At 67.6% G+C, this 16885-nt stretch carries 15 protein-coding genes; 10 read left to right on the forward strand and 5 right to left on the reverse strand.

Going from position 1 to position 16885, the window contains the following annotated elements; genetic code table 11:
- Nucleotides 1-134: 134 nt before the first annotated feature.
- From AC6CR5_RS12265 to AC6CR5_RS12275, 3 genes are all read left to right on the forward strand, one after another.
- On the forward strand, nucleotides 135-818 hold the full coding sequence (locus tag AC6CR5_RS12265; RefSeq protein ID WP_006386552.1) for a tetratricopeptide repeat protein: 684 nt from the start codon (nucleotides 135-137) through the stop codon (nucleotides 816-818).
- Nucleotides 819-949: 131 nt separating this feature from the next.
- Nucleotides 950-1459: a peptidylprolyl isomerase gene (locus AC6CR5_RS12270; RefSeq protein WP_026382011.1), complete on the forward strand. Its 510-nt coding sequence runs from the start codon at nucleotides 950-952 to the stop codon at nucleotides 1457-1459.
- Nucleotides 1452-2225, forward strand: coding sequence for a UDP-2,3-diacylglucosamine diphosphatase (locus AC6CR5_RS12275; protein WP_006386550.1), 774 nt, complete (start codon nucleotides 1452-1454; stop codon nucleotides 2223-2225). The genes AC6CR5_RS12270 and AC6CR5_RS12275 overlap by 8 nt, the downstream gene beginning before the upstream one ends.
- Before the next feature lie 110 nt (nucleotides 2226-2335).
- Here the strand turns inward: AC6CR5_RS12275 and AC6CR5_RS12280 are convergent, their stop codons facing one another.
- The 3 genes from AC6CR5_RS12280 to azu form a co-directional block, all read right to left on the reverse strand.
- Nucleotides 2336-3199 carry an undecaprenyl-diphosphate phosphatase gene (locus AC6CR5_RS12280; protein WP_006386549.1) on the reverse strand — a complete coding sequence of 288 codons (864 nt, stop codon included), beginning with the start codon at nucleotides 3197-3199 and terminating at the stop codon, nucleotides 2336-2338.
- A gap of 33 nt (nucleotides 3200-3232) precedes the next feature.
- Complete coding sequence (locus AC6CR5_RS12285; protein ID WP_006386548.1) at nucleotides 3233-4816, reverse strand: TerC family protein; 1584 nt, start codon at nucleotides 4814-4816, stop codon at nucleotides 3233-3235.
- A gap of 191 nt (nucleotides 4817-5007) precedes the next feature.
- Nucleotides 5008-5457 carry an azurin gene (azu, locus tag AC6CR5_RS12290; protein ID WP_006386547.1) on the reverse strand — a complete coding sequence of 150 codons (450 nt, stop codon included), beginning with the start codon at nucleotides 5455-5457 and terminating at the stop codon, nucleotides 5008-5010.
- 418 nt (nucleotides 5458-5875) lie between these two features.
- On the opposite strand from azu, the gene AC6CR5_RS12295 reads away from it, so the two are divergent.
- Genes AC6CR5_RS12295 through AC6CR5_RS12325 form a run of 7 tightly spaced genes read left to right on the forward strand, consistent with a single transcriptional unit; the run spans nucleotide 5876 to nucleotide 14614 of the window.
- Nucleotides 5876-8062 carry a 4Fe-4S binding protein gene (locus AC6CR5_RS12295; RefSeq protein ID WP_498085678.1) on the forward strand — a complete coding sequence of 729 codons (2187 nt, stop codon included), beginning with the start codon at nucleotides 5876-5878 and terminating at the stop codon, nucleotides 8060-8062.
- A 46-nt stretch (nucleotides 8063-8108) separates the two neighbouring features.
- Nucleotides 8109-10025, forward strand: a complete 1917-nt coding sequence (nosZ, locus tag AC6CR5_RS12300; protein ID WP_498085679.1) for a TAT-dependent nitrous-oxide reductase — start codon at nucleotides 8109-8111, stop codon at nucleotides 10023-10025.
- A 5-nt stretch (nucleotides 10026-10030) separates the two neighbouring features.
- Nucleotides 10031-11344 (forward strand): nitrous oxide reductase family maturation protein NosD, encoded by a 1314-nt coding sequence (locus AC6CR5_RS12305; protein WP_202730581.1) that lies wholly within the window; start codon nucleotides 10031-10033, stop codon nucleotides 11342-11344.
- The gene (locus AC6CR5_RS12310) at nucleotides 11341-12246 is read left to right on the forward strand and encodes an ABC transporter ATP-binding protein (RefSeq protein ID WP_047991443.1); all 906 of its coding nucleotides are present in this window, start codon (nucleotides 11341-11343) and stop codon (nucleotides 12244-12246) included. The genes AC6CR5_RS12305 and AC6CR5_RS12310 overlap by 4 nt, the downstream gene beginning before the upstream one ends.
- Complete coding sequence (locus AC6CR5_RS12315) at nucleotides 12243-13073, forward strand: ABC transporter permease (protein WP_498085680.1); 831 nt, start codon at nucleotides 12243-12245, stop codon at nucleotides 13071-13073. The genes AC6CR5_RS12310 and AC6CR5_RS12315 overlap by 4 nt, the downstream gene beginning before the upstream one ends.
- Nucleotides 13070-13570, forward strand: coding sequence for a nitrous oxide reductase accessory protein NosL (locus AC6CR5_RS12320; protein ID WP_006386540.1), 501 nt, complete (start codon nucleotides 13070-13072; stop codon nucleotides 13568-13570). Before AC6CR5_RS12315 ends, AC6CR5_RS12320 begins: the two co-directional genes overlap by 4 nt.
- A 36-nt stretch (nucleotides 13571-13606) precedes the next feature.
- Complete coding sequence (locus AC6CR5_RS12325) at nucleotides 13607-14614, forward strand: FAD:protein FMN transferase (RefSeq protein WP_437263293.1); 1008 nt, start codon at nucleotides 13607-13609, stop codon at nucleotides 14612-14614.
- Between the two features lie 48 nt (nucleotides 14615-14662).
- Here AC6CR5_RS12325 and AC6CR5_RS12330 read toward each other — a convergent pair whose 3' ends face one another.
- Together AC6CR5_RS12330 and AC6CR5_RS12335 are read right to left on the reverse strand one after the other, a co-directional pair.
- Entirely contained in the window at nucleotides 14663-15781 is a 1119-nt protein-coding gene (locus AC6CR5_RS12330; protein WP_437263292.1) for a PDDEXK nuclease domain-containing protein, read from the reverse strand.
- 237 nt (nucleotides 15782-16018) lie between these two features.
- Nucleotides 16019-16804, reverse strand: a complete 786-nt coding sequence (locus tag AC6CR5_RS12335) for an inositol monophosphatase family protein (protein ID WP_006386537.1) — start codon at nucleotides 16802-16804, stop codon at nucleotides 16019-16021.
- Nucleotides 16805-16885: the final 81 nt, after the last annotated feature.

The following is a 16885-nucleotide window of genomic DNA, read 5'->3' on the forward strand; positions in this document are numbered from 1 at the left end:
GGTTTTACCCACTGGCTTCACCTATTGTCGAGCCAAAAACTCAACCAAGGCTAAAATGGCGGTCGTCAAGTATAGCAAGCGGCCCGGCCGCGCGCGTCAGCGCCGGCCGGCCACGACTTTTAACGGATGCCCACGTGACTATCAAGCCGCGTTTTTGCGTCACCCTGCTCGCCCTGGCCCTGGCCGGGTCGCCGCTCGCCGGCGCCCATGCCCAGTCCATGGCCGGCGGCTCGGGCGAGAACCCGAATGCCAGCCGCACCACCCTGGACCCGATTCCGCCCGAGGGCGGCTGGGATGGCCTGTCCAACGTGCTCAAGGCGATGCAGCCCAGCGTGGACACCCGCCTGCAGCCGTCCGCCTCGCAGATCACCACCCATATCGAACGCCTGCTGAACCGCGGCGACAACGCCGAGGCGCTGGCGATGATCGAAAAGCGCCAGGCCGAGATCAAGGACCAGCGCGGCACCGACGTGCAGCTGATGTTCCAGCACGCGCGCGCGCTGGCCGCGCTGGACCGCAAGGCCGAGGCCGTCGACATCTACACCGAGATGACGACCCGCTTCCCCGAGCTGCCGGAACCTTGGAACAACCTGGCGGCTCTATATGCCAGTCGGGGCGAACTTGAAAAGGCGCAGGACGCCCTGCAGATGGCCCTGCGCGCCGACCCCGGCTACGCCGCCGCCCGCGCCAACCTGGGCGACCTGCAACTGCTGCAGGCCCTGCGCACCTACAAGCAGGCCGCCAAGGAAGGCGTGCCCGGCATGCAGGACAAGGCCCGCGAAGTCGAAACCATGCTGAAGGATAAGCAACGCAAATGACGTCCCGTTACTCCCCTCTTCACCTGCTGCGCCTGACGGCGTGCTCGTTCGCGCTGGCGTTTGCCCCGGCGCTCGTCAGCGCCGCGCCCGCGGCCGCCCCCTCCAACTCCACCTCTGAAGGCACAAAAGCCATGAGCACCAATCCCCGCGTCAAGCTTCACACCAACCAAGGCGACATGGTCATCACCCTGGACGCCGCCAAGGCGCCCAAGACCGTCGAGAACTTCCTGACCTACGTCAAGGAAGGCTTCTACAACGGCACGGTGTTCCATCGCGTGATCGACGGCTTCATGATCCAGGGCGGCGGTTTCGAGCCCGGCATGAAGCAGAAGCAGACCCATGCCCCGATCGAGAACGAAGCCAACAACGGCCTGAAGAACGACAAGTACACCCTGGCCATGGCCCGCACCAGCGACCCGCACTCGGCCACCGCCCAGTTCTTCATCAACGTCTCGAACAACGACTTCCTGAACTTCACCGCGCCCACGCCGAACGGCTGGGGCTACGCCGTGTTCGGCAGCGTCACCGAAGGCACCGACGTGGTCGACAAGATCAAGGGCGTGAAGACCGGCAACAAGGGCTTCCACCAGAACGTGCCGAACGAAGACGTGATCATCGAGAAGGCCGAAGTTCTTGAATAAGATCGCCCTGCCCGGCCCGGTCTGGCTGGCGTCCGACCTGCACCTGGGGCCGGCCACGCCGGCCACGGCGGAGGCCTTCCTGGCCTTCCTGCAGGCGGCCGAGGAAGAAGCCGCCGCCCTGCTGCTGCCGGGCGACATCTTCGACGCCTGGATCGGCGACGACGTGATCCGCGCCGCGCCGCCGTGGCTCGCCACGGCACTGACCGCGCTGCGGACCACGGCCAGCCGCATCCCGCTGTGGCTGGGCCGCGGCAACCGCGATTTCCTGATCGGCGAAGAACTGGCCGGCGCCGTCGGCGCCCGGTTGCTGCCCGAGCCGGCGCTGCTGCAGACCGACTATGGCGATGTGCTGCTGACCCACGGCGACGAGTTCTGTACCGACGACGCGGCCTACCAGCAGTTCCGCCAGATGGTGCGCAACCCGCAATGGCAGGCCGCGTTCCTGGCCAAGACCATCCCCGAGCGCCTGGCGATGGCGCAACAGGCGCGTGGCGAAAGCCAGATGGCCAACCAGTCCAAGTCCATGGAAATCATGGACGTCAACGCCGCCGCCGTCGAGCAGGCCTTCCGCGACAGCGGCGTGGCCCTGATGGTGCACGGACACACACACCGTCCCGCCCGCCACGTGCTGGAGGTCGACGGCAGCAAGCGCGAGCGCTGGGTGCTGCCCGATTGGGACTGTGACCACGTCTCGCCGCCCCGCGGCGGCTGGTTGGTCATCGACCGCGACGGCCTGCAGTTCTACGATCTGGAAGCCGCCGCCTAGGCTGGCGCGCCGCGGCGCGGGCCTTGCAGCCCTCGAAATGCCGACCAAAGAGAAAGGGCCGCGTATCACGCGGCCCTTTCTCTTGCCTGGCCGCCAACGCGGCCGGCGGATCAACGGGTGAAGATCCAGGCGGCCACGATGCCGCCGAAGACGATGCGGTACCAGGCGAACACGCGATAGGTGTGATTGGCCACGAAACGCAGCACGGCGCGCACCACCACCATGGCGCTGAGGAAGGCCGCCACGAAGCCCACGGCGATGCCCGACAGGTCGTGCTGGGTCAGCAGGTCCATGTTCTTGTACATGTCGTACACCGCCGCGCCCAGCATGGTGGGCATGGCCAGGAAGAACGAGAACTCGGTGGCCGTCTTGCGCTGGATGCCGGCGATCATGCCGCCGATGATGGTGGCGCCCGAACGCGAGGTGCCCGGGATCATGGCCAGGCACTGCGCCACGCCCACGCCCAGCGCCTGCTTCCAGCTGATCTGCTCCAGCGTCATGGCCGTGGCGCGCTCGTCCGACGCGGTATCGTCGGCCGCGCCCGGCTGGTCGCCCGGCGTATGGCGGGTGCGGCGCTCCACGTACAGCATGATCAGGCCGCCCAGCACCAGCGTCACCACCACCACGGCGGGATGGTAGAACACCTGCTTGATGGATTTGATGAAGATGGCGCCGATGACCGCCGCTGGCAGGAAGGCGATCAGCAGGTTGCGGGTGAAGGCCACCTCGCTCGGCACGCCGGTCAGGGTGCCGCGGATCAGCTGCAGCAGCCGGGCGCGGAAAATCCACATCACCGCCAGGATCGAGCCCAGCTGGATCACCACCTCGAACACCTTGCCCTGGCTCGACTCGAAGTTGATCCAGTCGCCGATCAGGATCAGGTGGCCGGTGCTGGAAACCGGGATGAATTCGGTCAGCCCCTCGACGATGCCGAGGATGAAGGCCTTGATGAGATAGAGGGCGTTGTCGGTCACGATGGCAAGGGTTCCTTTGAGGGGGTGGCGGCCTTAGTCATTGGTCAGCGAGGCGTCTTCGTCCAGCGGCTCCGGCGCGCGCTTCTCGACGCGCACCAGGGCAATGCGGCGGCCGTCCATTTCCAGCACCTCGAAGCGGAAATGGTCGTGGTGGAATTCGTACTCGCAGACGTCGCCCGGCTTGGGCAGGTGGCCGAAGCGCGACAGCAGGTAGCCGGCCAGGGTGGAGAAGTCCTGCGCCTCATCGACCAGGCCTTCGGTTTCCAGCACCTGCTCGACGTGATGCAGGTCGGCCGCGCCGTCGATCTTCCAGGTGTTGGGGCCGTCGGCGACGATATCGGGCAGTTCGTCCTCGTCGGGGAATTCGCCGGCGATGGCCTCGAACACGTCGATCGGTGTGACCAGGCCCTCGATGGCGCCAAACTCGTCGGCCACCAGCACCAGCTGGCCGCGCGAGCGCTTGAGGGTGTCCATCAGGCGCAGGATGCCGATGGCCTCGTGCACGATGATCGGGTCGCGCAGGCGGTTGCGGCGCACCCGGCCCTCGGTGATCAGGTCGGCCACCAGGTCCTTGGCGCGGGCGATGCCCAGCACCTCGTCGAGCGAGCCGCGGCAGACCGGGAAGAAACTGTGCGGCGCCTCGGTGATCTGGCGCCGGATGGTGTCGGGGTCGTCGTCGATGTTGATCCACGACACGTCGGTGCGCGGGGTCATGATCGAGCGGATCGAGCGTTCGGCCAGCGTCAGCACGCCGCTGACCATGTTGCGCTCTTCGACGCCGAAGGCCGGGATGGCGGGGCCGTCGGCGCTGGGCAGGTCGGGCTCGTCGGCCGGCGGACGCTTGCCCAGCATGCGCAACACCGCCGAAGCCGTGCGTTCGCGCATGGGGCGGCGCGCGTCCAGCTTGAGCAGGTTGCGGCGCGCCACCTGGTTCAGGGCCTCGATCGCGACCGAGAAGCCGATGGCGGCGTACAGGTAGCCCTTGGGCACCTTGAAGCCGAAGGCCTCCGCCAGCAGCGAGAAGCCGATCATCAGCAGGAAGCCCAGGCACAGCACCACCACCGTCGGGTGGGCGTTGACGAAGCGCGTCAGCGGCTTGGAGGCCAGCAGCATGATGCCGATGGCGATGACCACGGCGATCATCATGATGGCCAGGTGGTCCACCATGCCGACCGCGGTGATGACCGAGTCCAGCGAGAACACCGCGTCCAGCACCACGATCTGCGTCACGATGACCCAGAAGCTGGCGTACACGCGCGGCCCGGAAGAGCCGCCGTGCTGGCCGCCTTCCAGCCGCTCGTGCAGCTCCATGGTGCCCTTGAACAGCAGGAAGAAACCGCCGGCCATGAGAATCAGGTCGCGTCCCGATGGCGACAGGGGCCCGACCGAAAACAGGGGGGTGGTCAGGGTGACCAGCCACGACATGACCGACAACAGGCCGAGCCGCATGACGAGCGCCAGGCTCAGGCCAAGGATGCGCGCGCGGTCGCGTTGCGACGGGGGCAGCTTGTCCGCCAGGATGGCGATGAAAATCAGGTTATCGATTCCCAGGACGATCTCAAGGACGACCAGGGTAAGCAAGCCGACCCACGCAGCGGGGTCCAGCAGCCACTCCATCAGGAGCTCCAGAAGTTACACGACCGGTAATCGTACCCGGAAAACGCGTGACACGCCGGTGACACGGGTCGTGCGGATGGCCTACGGCCGGCGGCCCGGCGTCATTGCGGCAGGCGGGAAAACCGCCGGCGAACGCAAAAAAAAGCCGGCGATGGCCGCCGGCTTTTTTTGCGTTCGCGCCCGGGACGGGCTCAGCTGCCCAGCTTGAGCGTGCCCTTCATCATGGCCCAGTGGCCGGGGAAGGAGCAGAAATAGGCGTAGTTCTCGCCCGCGGCGATCTTGGACACGTCGAAGGTGACGGAGTCGGATTCGCCGCCGCCGATGACCTTGGTGTGGGCGATGACGCGGGTATCGCCCGCCTTGACGTAGTCCTGCGCCAGGCCGGCGCCCATGCCGTCGGTGGCCACGGCCTGCTTGTCGGCGTCCTTGGTCAGCACCAGGTTGTGGCCCATGGCGACCTTGGCCATTTTGCCGACGTGCTTCAGGTGCACGGTGAACTGCTTGCAGCTCTTGTCGACGACGATTTCCTTGACGTTGTACTGCATGGCGTCGTTGCTTTCGACGGTGGCTTCGCATTGCGCGGCAAGCGCGGGCAGGCTGGCGGCCGACAACAGGATGGCCAGGGTGGTTTTGGCAAGCATGAATCTTCTCCGATGACTGAATGGTGTCTCTGTGCGTTGCCGGACTGCGCCCGCAACGCCACCGCGCACCAGTCTAGGGGGCCGCCGCCGCCGGCCGCTTGACGCGCATCAAGCGGCCGGCGCTTACCTGTGCACATCCCTATGGTCAATAGGGGTATTACTGATTACCGGTGGCAACTTGACAAACCGCAACCTGCGCCGTGGCACCGATTCGTAGGATGGCTGCAAACCTACATCAACAAAGAGTCGAAGCATGCGCGGCAGTCTGGCGGCACATTACGGGGCACATTGCGGGGCGAATTGCGGGGCACATTACGGGGCGCATCGCGAAACAAATCACGGCAAGCATCGCGAAGCACGCCACGGGTATCCGCCGCTCATCGGGATCTTCATTTCAATCGTTCTGCTGTGCTGTGCGTTGGCCGCGAACGCCGCCCAGGCGCAGCGGCTGCCCGACTTCCTGAAGACCGTTGCCATCGCCGAGATATTCCCCGGCGCCGATCGCCTTGGCCCGCCCGAAGGCAAGCCGATGACGGCGCGCGCCTATGCCGGCGAGCGTGCCCTGGGACGCGTCTACCTGACCTCCGACGTGGTCAACACCCGCGGCTATTCCAGCAAGCCCATCGACGTGCTGGTGGGGCTGGCGGACAACGGCCGCATCGTCGGCGCCAGGCTGGTCGAGCACCACGAGCCCATCGTGCTGATCGGCATTCCGCAATCGAAGGTCGACCACTTCATCCAGGGCTACGTCGGCCTGAACTTCATCGACAGCCCGCCGCGCCACGGCGCGCCGCCGCCGGTGGACATCATCAGCGGCGCCACCGTCACCCTCATGGTGATCGGCGACAGCATCACGCGCTCGGCCATCGCGGTGGCGCGCGCCTACGGCGTGGACGGCGCCGCGACGGCCGGCGCGCAGGCGGCCGTGCCGGCGGTCGCGGCGCCGGCGCGCCTGATCGACGAGTCGCGCGACGCGGTCGATCCATGGCAGGCGCTGCTCGATGCCGGCGCGGTGCGCAACCTGCGCCTGTCGCCCGAGGACGTGAACCGCGTATTCCGCGAGTCCGGCCGCCAGGATGCCGCCGAACGCGGACAGGAAGCCGCCGACGACGCGCTGTTCATCGACCTGTATGTCGCCTTGGCCAGCGTGCCGTCCATCGGCCGCAGCCTGCTGGGCGACGCGGAATGGCAACGCCTGAAGGAACGCCTCAAGCCGGGCCAGCAGGCCATCCTGGTGGCGGGCAACGGCGCCTATTCGTTCAAGGGCTCGGGCTATGTGCGCGGCGGCATCTTCGACCGCATCGAGATCATCCAGGACGAAGGCAGCTTCCGTTTCCGCGACCGCAATCACCAGCGCCTGGCCGACGTCGTCGCGCAAGGCGCGCCGGCCCTGCGCGAAGTGGCGCTGTTCGTGGTGCCCGAGGACGCGGCGTTCGATCCGGTCAAGCCGTGGCGGCTGCAATTGATGGTGCAGCGCGTGCTGAGCGTGTCGGACAAGGCCTTCGTCACCTTCGACCTGCCCTACGAACTGCCGGCCCGCTATACCCGCGCCACCACGACGGCCAGCCCCGCGGCCAGCCCATTGGCAAGCCCGGACGCGCCGGCCGCCGTCGCGCCGCGGGATGAGGCGCCGCCCGCGCTGTGGCGGCAGATCTGGCGCGGCAAGGCCGTGCAGGTGGCGATCCTGACGGCGGCGTTGCTGGTGCTGGTGGGCATCTTCTTCTTCCAGGACCAGCTGACCAGCCGGCCGCTGCTGCACGACCGGCTGCGCCTGGCGTTCCTGGCCTTCGCGCTGTTCTGGATCGGCTGGTACGGGCAGGCCCAGCTGTCCATCGTCAACGTGCTGACGTTCTTCTCGGCCCTGCGCACCGACTTCCGCTGGGACTACTTCCTGATGGACCCGCTGGTGTTCATCCTGTGGTGCGCCACCGCCATCTCCATGGTGTTCTGGAATCGCGGCGCGTTCTGCGGCTGGCTCTGTCCGTTCGGCGCGCTGCAGGAACTGGCCAACCGCGTCGCCAGGCGGCTGGGGCTGCGCCAGGTCACGGTGCGCCACGGCGTCAACCAGCGCCTGTCGACGCTGAAGTACGTGATCTTCCTGGTGCTGTTCGGCTTTTCGCTGTACGACCTGGCGCTGGCCGAGCGGCTGGCCGAGGTCGAGCCGTTCAAGACCGCCATCATCCTGCGCTTCCTGCGCGACTGGCCGTTCGTGGTGTTCGCGGTGGCGCTGGTGGCCGCGGGCCTGTTCATCGAGCGCTTCTTCTGCCGCTATCTCTGTCCGCTGGGCGCCGCCCTGGCGATCCCGGCGCGGCTGCGCATCTTCAACTGGCTGCGCCGCTACCGCGACTGCGGCAACCCCTGCCAGCGCTGCAACCACGAATGCCCGGTGCAGGCGATCGAGCCAACCGGCGAGATCAACCCCAACGAGTGCATCCAGTGCCTGCACTGCCAGATGCTCTACCACCACAAGCAGAAGTGCCCGCACCTGATCCAGAAATACGGCAAGCGCGAGCGGCGCCGCGCCGCCGACAGCGAGCCGGCGGTGCAGGAAGTGGTGCTGCACCGCGCGCCCAGGCCGAACGCGCCCGCCCCTTCCGAACCCTGATTTCCGTACCGCGGCGCCAGACGCCGTTCCTATCGAGGAGTTAACCATGTCCGACAAGAACCCCGACAAAACCGGCCTGAGCCGCCGCAGCTTCCTGGGAACCGCCGCCATCACCGGCGCGGCCGGCCTGGTGGGCGGCGCGCAGCTGTCCACCGCCCACGGCAAGGACGCCAAGGCCGGCGCCGCCGGCCAGAGCGGCCACGTGGCGCCGGGCGAGCTGGACGAATACTATGCCTTCAACTCCAGCGGCCAGTCGGGCGAAGTGCGCGTGCTGGGCCTGCCGTCCATGCGCGAGCTGGTGCGCATCCCGGTCTTCAACCACTGCAGCGCCACCGGCTGGGGCCGCACCAACGAAAGCCGCAAGATCCTCACCGAAGGCCTGACGCCCGAGACCCGCGAATACCTCAAGGACAAGGGCGGCGTATTCCTGAACGGCGACGCCCACCACCCGCACCTGTCGTTCACCGACCGCACCTACGACGGCCGCTATCTCTTCATCAACGACAAGGCCAACAACCGCGTCGCCCGCATCCGCCTGGACGTGATGAAGACCGACAAGATCACCGAGCTGCCCAACGTGTCGGGCGTGCACGGCCTGCGGCCGCAGCGCTATCCGCGCACCGGTTACGTGTTCGCCAACGGCGAGCACATCATCCCGCTGCCCAACGACGGCAAGGTGACCGACGATCCCAAGAAGAACTTCTTCGCGATCTACACCGCGCTGGACGGCGACACCATGAAGGTCGCCTGGCAGGTGCTGGTGGACGGCAACCTGGACAATGGCGACGCCGACTACCAGGGCAAGTATTCCTTCTCGACCTGCTACAACTCCGAGAAGGGCGTGACGGTGGAGGAAGCCTCCGCCAACGAGCAGGACTGGGTGGTGGTGTTCAACATCAAGCGCATCGAGGAAGCCGTCAAGAAAGGCGACTTCAAGATGATGGGCGGCGTGCCGGTGATCGACGGCCGCCACGGCTCCAAGTACACCCGCTACATCCCGGTGCCGAACTCGCCGCACGGCTGCAACGCCGCGCCCGACGGCATCCACCTGGTGCTCAACGGCAAGCTGTCGCCCACCGTGACCGTGCTGGACGTGCGCACGCTGGACTATCTGTTCGACGACAAGATCAAGCCGCGCGATTGCGTGGTGGCCGAACCGCAGCTGGGCCTGGGCCCCCTGCACACCGCGTTCGACGGCCGCGGCAACGCCTACACCACGCTGTTCATCGACAGCCAGATGGTCAAGTGGAACATCGACCTGGCCAAGCGCGCCTACAAGGGCGAGAAGGTCGACCCGATCATCCAGAAGCTGGACGTGCACTACCAGCCCGGCCACAACCATTCGACCATGGGCGAGACGCGCGAGGCCGACGGAAAGTGGCTGGTGTCGCTGAACAAGTTCTCGAAGGACCGCTTCCTGAACGTCGGCCCGCTCAAGCCCGAGAACGACCAGCTCATCGACATTTCCGGCGACACGATGAAGCTGGTGCACGACGGCCCCAGCTTCGCCGAGCCGCACGACATGTGCCTGGTGCACCGCTCCAAGGTCCACCCCGTCAGCGTCTGGAAGCGCGACGACCCCATGTGGGAAGACGCGCGCCAGATGGCCAAAAAGGACGGCGTGACGCTGGAGGACGCGGCCAAGGTGGTGCGCGACGGCAACAAGGTGCGCGTGTACATGATGGCGGTGGCGCCGATGTTCAGCCTCAAACGGATCGAGGTCAACCAGGGCGACGAAGTCACCGTGGTGGTCACGAACATGGAAGTGATCGAGGACCTGACCCACGGCTTCACGCTCGAAGGCCATGGCATCGCCATGGAGATCGCGCCGCAGGCCACCGCGTCGGTCACCTTCACGGCGGACCGCCCCGGCGTGCATTGGTACTACTGCCAATGGTTCTGCCACGCGCTGCACATGGAAATGTCCGGCCAGCTGGTGGTGCTGCCGAAGAAGACCGCGTAGCGCCCATGACCTTCCTCGCTAACCTGACCCGGGGCGGCAGGAGGGCCGCCGCCGCGCTGGCCACGCTGGCCGCGCTGGGAGGCGCGCCCGCCTGGGCGCCGCCCGCCGCCGCGGCCACCGTGGCCGTCGCCGCCGGCGCGGACCTGGCGGCGGCGGTGGCCGCCGCCCAGCCCGGCGACGTGCTGGCGCTGGCGCCCGGCAGCTACACCGGCGGCATCGTCATCGACAAGCCCCTGACCCTGGAAGGCCCGCCCGACCGCGCCGCCGTCATCGCAGGTACGCGCCAAGGGCGCACGCTGTGGATCAAGGCCGAGGACGTGACGCTGCGCAACCTGACCATCACCCGCTCCGGACTGAGCCTGTCGGAGATGGACGCCGGCGTGTTCCTGGACCGCGGCGCGCACCGCGCCCGCATCGAGCACAACGACATCCTCGACAACCTGGTGGGCGTGCACGTGTGGGGACCGCATGACGCGCTGGTACGGGCCAACCGCATCGTCGGCAACCGCGAACTGCGCGTGGCCGAGCGCGGCAACGGCCTCACCCTGTGGAATACGCCGGGCACGCGGATCCTGGACAACGACATCTCCGCGGGCCGCGACGGCATCTTCGTCAACACCAGCAGGCGGAACACCTTCAGCGGCAACCACTTCCACGACCTGCGCTACGCGGTCCACTACATGTACACCAATGACAGCGAGATCAGCGGCAACGTCTCGACCGGCAACGACATCGCCTACGCCATCATGTATTCGCACCGGCTGGTGGTGCAGGGCAACGTCGCGCGCGACAGCCGCGAACAGGGCCTGATGCTGAACTACGCCAACCAGTCGCGCATCACCGGCAACACGGTCGATGGCGCCGGCAAGTGCGTGTTCATCTACAACGCCAACAACAATGCATTCCTGGACAACCACTTTGCCAACTGCGATATCGGCGTGCACTACACCGCCGGATCCGATGGCAACCAGATTTCGGGCAACGCTTTCCTGCACAACAAGAACCAGGTGAAGTATGTCGGCACCCGCACGCTCGACTGGGCCGTGAACGGCCGCGGCAATTACTGGAGCGACAACACCGCCTTCGATCTGGACGGCGACGGCATCGCCGACACCGCCTACCGGCCCAATGATGTGGTCGACCAGTTGCTGTGGCGCGCGCCCGCGGCGCGCATCCTGCTGAACAGCCCGTCGATATCGATCGTGCGCTGGGCCCAATCCCAATTCCCCGCCATCCTGCCCGGCGGCGTCATCGACAGCGCGCCGCTGATGCAGCCGCCGCCGCGGCCCGCCGCCGCTCGCGCCAAGGAGACCCCATGAAGACCGACCTGGTGACGCTGGCCGGCGTCAGCAAGCACTATGGCGCGCAGCGCGCCATCGACGGCCTCGACCTGCAGTTGCGCGAAGGCGAATGCGTGGCGCTGGCCGGCCACAACGGCGCCGGCAAGAGCACGCTGATCAAGTTGGTGCTGGGGCTGATCCGGCCCACCGACGGGCGCGTCACGCTGTTCGGCGAGGACGCCCACAGCCGCGCCGCCGCGCGCCTGCGCGACCGCATCGGCTACCTGCCGGAGACCGTCGCGCTGCATCCCTCGCTGACCGGCGTGGAAACGCTGGCCTTCTACGCCCGGCTCAAGCGCCGGTCGTTGTCCGGCAACCCGGCCCTGCTGGAGAAGGTCGGCATCGCCGGCGCCGCCCATCGTCGCGTGGGCGGGTATTCCAAGGGCATGCGGCAGCGCCTGGCGCTGGCGCAGGCGCTGCTGGGCGAGCCGCGCGTGCTGCTGTTCGACGAACCGACCACCGGGCTGGACCCGGCCTCGCGCCTGATGTTCTACGAGATCGTGCATGAACTGCGCGCGGCCGGCGCCACCATTCTGCTCAGCACCCATGCCCTGTCGGAACTGGCGGGGCACGCCGACCGCATCGTGGTCATGAAGGCCGGCAGGAAGATCGCCGACGGCGCCATGTCGGCGCTGCGCCGCGACACCGGGCTGCCCATCCGCATCCGGCTGACGCTGGCCGAGCCGCAATCCGGCACGCTGCTGGCGCGGCCCTGGCGCCGCCTCGACGCCTGTCGCTACGAACTGGCCTGCCAGGAACGCGACAAGGTCGAGGCCATCCGCGGCATCGGCGCCATCGCCGCACCCATCGCCGACCTCGACATCCAGGCGCCAAGCCTGGACGACATCTACGCCCACCTGCTTGAACGGGAAGACATATGAACGCCGTCTGCACCATCATCGGCAAGGAAATCCGCGACGGCCTGCGCAATCGCTGGGTGCTCGCCACCGCGCTGCTGCTGGGCGCGCTGGCGCTGGCGCTGGGCCTGCTGGGCAGTTCGCCGACCGGCACCGTCAAGGCCGACCCGCTGACCGTCACCGTGGTCAGCCTGTCGAGCCTGTCGATCTTCCTGGTGCCGCTCATCGCCATGCTGCTGGCCTACGACGCGGTGGTCGGCGAAGTCGACCGCGGCACCATGGCCCTGCTGCTGAGCTACCCCGTGTCGCGCTGGCAGGTGCTGGTGGGCAAGTTCATCGGCCACCTGGCGATCCTGGCGCTGGCCACCGGCGCCGGTTACGGCTCGGCCGGCCTGGCGCTGCAATGGGCCTACGGCGGCCTGGACGCCGCCGCCTGGCAGCCGTTCGCGCTGCTGATCGGGGCCAGCGTGCTGCTGGGCGCCAGCTTCCTGGCCATGGGCTACCTGATCAGCACGCTGGTGCGCGAGCGCGCCACCGCCGCCGGCATCGCCGTCGGCGTATGGCTGTTCTTCGTGGTGATCTACGACATGGCGCTGCTGGGCCTGCTGGCGGCCGACCAGGGCCGCTACGTCAGCCCCGGCCTGCTCAACGCGCTGCTGCTGCTCAATCCCTCCGACGTCTATCGCCTGTTGAACCTGACAGGCTTCGAGAATATTTCGCTGTACGCCGGCATGGCGGGCGTGAGCGACCAGGTCAGCCTGCCCGTGCCCGCGCTGCTGGCGGCGCTGCTGCTGTGGATCGCCCTGCCCTTCCTGCTGGCCGCCGCGTCTTTCAGGAACCGACCGCTATGAGAGCACTGCTGTTTTCCCTCGGCCTGGCCGCCCTGCTGGCCGTGACCGCCTGCGGCGACGGCGCCGCGCCCGCCGCGCCGCCCCCGCCGCAAGCGGTCTCGTCGCAGTCGGTGGGCCATTACTGCGGCATGGCGCTGGCCGATCACACGGGTCCGAAAGGACAGATCTTCATCAAGGGCCGGCCCGCGCCGGTCTGGTTCTCGTCGATCAAGCAAGTCTTCGCCTATACGCTGCTGCCCGAGGAACCCAAGGCGATCGCCGCGATCTACGTGAACGACATGGCCACCGCCGGCGCCGACGGCGTGCCGGATCCGGCCGCCTGGATCGACGCGCGCCAGGCGTTCTACGTCATCGAAGGCCGTTTCGTTGGCGGCATGGGCGCCGAGGACGCCATGCCGTTCTCGCTGCGCGACCGCGCCGAGGCCTTCGCGCAGGCGCACGGCGGCCGCGTCGTGGCCTATGCCGACGTCCCGGAAGCCTATGTCTTCGCCCAATAGCGCGGCCCTTGAACGCCCCCGCCGCCCCCATCCGCCATGTCCATCGCCATGAATCCACGCCGCCGCCGTTTCATCGGCATCGCCGCCGCATCCGCGCTGGCGCTTGCCCCCCTGTCCTTGCGCCGCGCGTCCGCCGCGATCGCGCCCACCACCTGGCAAGGCGTCGCGCTGGGCGCCGATGCCGAGCTGCGGCTCTACCATCCCGACCCGCGCGCCGCGCGGCAACTGATCGACCAGGCGCTGGCAGAACTGCATCGCCTGGAAGGCATATTCAGCCTGTATCGCGACGACAGCGCGCTGGCGCGGCTGAACCGGCAGGGCTACCTGGCCGATCCGCCCGTCGACCTGCTGCGCCTGCTGGGCGATAGCCTGCGCTACAGCCGCCTGACCGATGGCGCCTTCGATCCCACCGTGCAGCCGCTGTGGCAGCTGTACGCCAGCCATTTCGCGCGCCCCGGGGCGTCCGCGCAGGGCCCGTCCGAGGCCGAGCTGGCGCGGGCCCTGGCACGCGTGTCGTACCGGGAAGTGACGCTGGACAGCCGCCGCATCGAGCTGCGACGGCCCGCAATGGGCATCACGCTCAACGGCATCGCCCAGGGCTACATCACCGATTGCATCACGCGCCTGCTCAAGCAGGGCGGGCTGGATCGCGCGCTGGTCGACATGGGCGAGATCCGCGGGCTGGACAGCCGCGCATCCCCCGGCGACTGGCGGGTCGGCCTGGCCGATCCGCGCGCGCCGCGGCGGATCCTGGCCTCGGTGCCCGTGCGCAACCAGGCGCTGGCCACGTCGAGCGGCTACGGCACGGCCATCGACGCGGCGGGCCGCTGTACCCACTTGTTCGATCCCCGCACCGGCAGCGCGCGGCCGCGCTACCAGAGCGTGTCGGTCATGGCGCCCAACGCCGCCATGGCCGATGCCCTGTCGACCGCGTTCTCGCACATGCCGCTGCGGGCCACGGCGCCGATCGTGCGCGAGCTGGGGCTGCGGGCGTGGTTCGTGCCGCTCGAGGGGGGATTGGTGTCGCAGGGCGGCCAGGGGTAACGCAATGCGTACCGACCGCCTGCCGGATGGGGAACGCTGAACCGGCGGCTACGATTTTCCCTTGCGGGCGGTGCTCGATTGGCGCGCCTCGAACTGCCTGCGCGTGGCCTCCAGTTCCCGTTGCAGCAACGCCGCGTCCGGCAGGACGGTGCGGTAGTTGGCTGCCATGACCTGGGTTGGCAGTCCGTCCAACGCATACTGCGCCAGCGCACGGCCCTTGTCCGCGCACAGGATCAGCCCCACCGGTGGATTCTCGTCGGCAAGCGCCCAGTGCGCTTTCGCATAGTTGCAGTACATGTGCATCTGACCCACATCCGCGTGGGTCAAGCTGCCGAGTTTCAGATCGATGATGACCAGGCAGCGCAGCTTGCGATGAAACAGCAGCAGATCCACGCGATACCACGTCTGGTCGATGCGCAATCGACGCTGCCGCCCCACGAAGGTGAAGCCTTCCCCGAGCTCCAGCAGGAAGGCTTCCAGACGCTGCGTCAGGGCGGCTTCCAGATCGGATTCCGAGTATTCGTCCTTGAGATCTAGAAACTCCAGCACATACGGATCCTTGATCGCATCGTCCGCGGTGACGCTATCCCCAGGCATCGGCAGCGCGGCCTTCGCCAGCACTGCGGCCTTGTTCCTGGACAAAGCAGTGCGCTCGTAGAACTGGCTTTCGATCTGCCGGCCGAGCTGGCGCACGCTCCAGCCGCCACGCAGCGCATGCGCCTCGTAGAACCGGCGAGCCTGGCTGTCCTTGACCGACAGCAATCGCACATACGCCGACCAAGGCAGCGTGAATGCCTGGGCCAGATCGGATAGATCGAATTTCCGAGACGCTGTCTCGGAAATTGCAGATGGAGGATAGGCAAGGAAGAACCCCCGCATGTTCTCCAGGTTGTCGGCGCTGAATCCGCGCCCGAACCTCGCGGTCAGGTCAATGGACAACCGTTGGATCAACTGTTCCCCGTAGCCGGCCCGTCGCCTGCCTTTCTGCTCGGCGTCGACGATCCGTTGGCCGATCGCCCAGTAACTGGCCGTCATCAATGCATTGACCCGCCGCGCCGCGCTCCGGCGGGCGCTATCGAGCAGCTCGACGATATCGCCGTGAATACCGGCATAGCCGGCCGGCAACACGCCAGCCCGGCTCGGCCGCATCGACGTCTTTCCTGTCATGCGATCATCTCCGTGTGAGGAAGACGCAGGCGCCTTCGTCACCGGTAGACCCTTCGTTCGGCGCCAGACACACCACATCACTCGCGGCATGACCATAGCGCATGAACCGCGCCATGGTCGCGCGCACCGTGACCAATCAGTCCACCCGGGACGCTGACGCAAAACATGACCGAACTGCATCCCCCCAAACAAAAAACCCGCCGTGGTGGCGGGTTTTGGGGAGGCAACGAAGCGCGCTCAGGCAGCCGGCGTCGGATTCAGCGCCGACAGCATCTGCGTGAAGATCTTCGGGCTGGCGGCGAGCACGTTGCCCGAATCCATCCAGCCTTGTTCGCCGTCGAAGTCGGCGACCAGGCCGCCGGCTTCCAGCACCATCAGGCTGCCGGCCGCCAGGTCCCAGGGCTTCAGGCCCACGCCGCAGAAGCCGTCCAGGCGGCCGCAGGCGACGTAGGCCAGGTCGAGCACGGTGGCGCCCAGGCGGCGCACGCCGGTGCTGCCTTCGGCCATGGTGCGGAAACGCTGCGAGCCTTGTTCCAGGTCGCCCGAGTTGGGCCAGTGCGCGCCCAGCAGGGCCTCGTGGTAGCGGGTGCGGCCCGAGACGCGCACGCGGCGGTCGTTCAGGAACGTGCCGCTGCCACGGCTGGCGGTGAACAGTTCGTTGCGCGACGGGTCATAGATGACCGCCTGCGTGACCTGGCCGCGCTGGGTCAGCGCGATCGACACGGCGTAGTTGGGCAGGCCGTGGATGAAGTTGGTGGTGCCGTCCAGCGGATCGATGATCCACTGGAATTCCGCCTGGTCGGGGCCCTGCAAGCCGAATTCCTCGCCCAGGACGGCATGGTCCGGGTAGGCGGCGCGCAGCGTCTCGACGATGGACTCCTCGGCGGCGCGATCCACTTCCGTGACATAATCGCGCGGCCCCTTGCGAGCCACGCTGAGTCGTTCCAAATCCATGCTGGCACGGTTGATGATGGTGCCGGCACGCCGGGCCGCCTTGATGGCGATGTTGAGCATCGGGTGCATAAAATTCCGTACGTATGCGGTGGGTAGGCCGCTAGCCACCCCCCCGGATCCGCCGCTCCCCGACAGGGGGAAACCGGCCCA

It is taken from the genome of Achromobacter sp. EG18 (assembly GCF_059759395.1).

Excerpts from the sequence above, each read along its gene's own strand:
- AC6CR5_RS12270 (WP_026382011.1), top strand. The coding sequence starts at position 950 with ATGAGCACCAATCCCCGCGTCAAGCTTCACACCAACCAAGGCGACATG.
- AC6CR5_RS12285 (WP_006386548.1), bottom strand. The coding sequence starts at position 4,816 with ATGGAGTGGCTGCTGGACCCCGCTGCGTGGGTCGGCTTGCTTACCCTG.
- azu (WP_006386547.1), bottom strand. The coding sequence starts at position 5,457 with ATGCTTGCCAAAACCACCCTGGCCATCCTGTTGTCGGCCGCCAGCCTG.
- nosZ (WP_498085679.1), top strand. The coding sequence starts at position 8,109 with ATGTCCGACAAGAACCCCGACAAAACCGGCCTGAGCCGCCGCAGCTTC.
- AC6CR5_RS12305 (WP_202730581.1), top strand. The coding sequence starts at position 10,031 with ATGACCTTCCTCGCTAACCTGACCCGGGGCGGCAGGAGGGCCGCCGCC.
- AC6CR5_RS12310 (WP_047991443.1), top strand. The coding sequence starts at position 11,341 with ATGAAGACCGACCTGGTGACGCTGGCCGGCGTCAGCAAGCACTATGGC.
- AC6CR5_RS12315 (WP_498085680.1), top strand. The coding sequence starts at position 12,243 with ATGAACGCCGTCTGCACCATCATCGGCAAGGAAATCCGCGACGGCCTG.
- AC6CR5_RS12320 (WP_006386540.1), top strand. The coding sequence starts at position 13,070 with ATGAGAGCACTGCTGTTTTCCCTCGGCCTGGCCGCCCTGCTGGCCGTG.
- AC6CR5_RS12325 (WP_437263293.1), top strand. The coding sequence starts at position 13,607 with ATGTCCATCGCCATGAATCCACGCCGCCGCCGTTTCATCGGCATCGCC.
- AC6CR5_RS12330 (WP_437263292.1), bottom strand. The coding sequence starts at position 15,781 with ATGACAGGAAAGACGTCGATGCGGCCGAGCCGGGCTGGCGTGTTGCCG.
- AC6CR5_RS12335 (WP_006386537.1), bottom strand. The coding sequence starts at position 16,804 with ATGCACCCGATGCTCAACATCGCCATCAAGGCGGCCCGGCGTGCCGGC.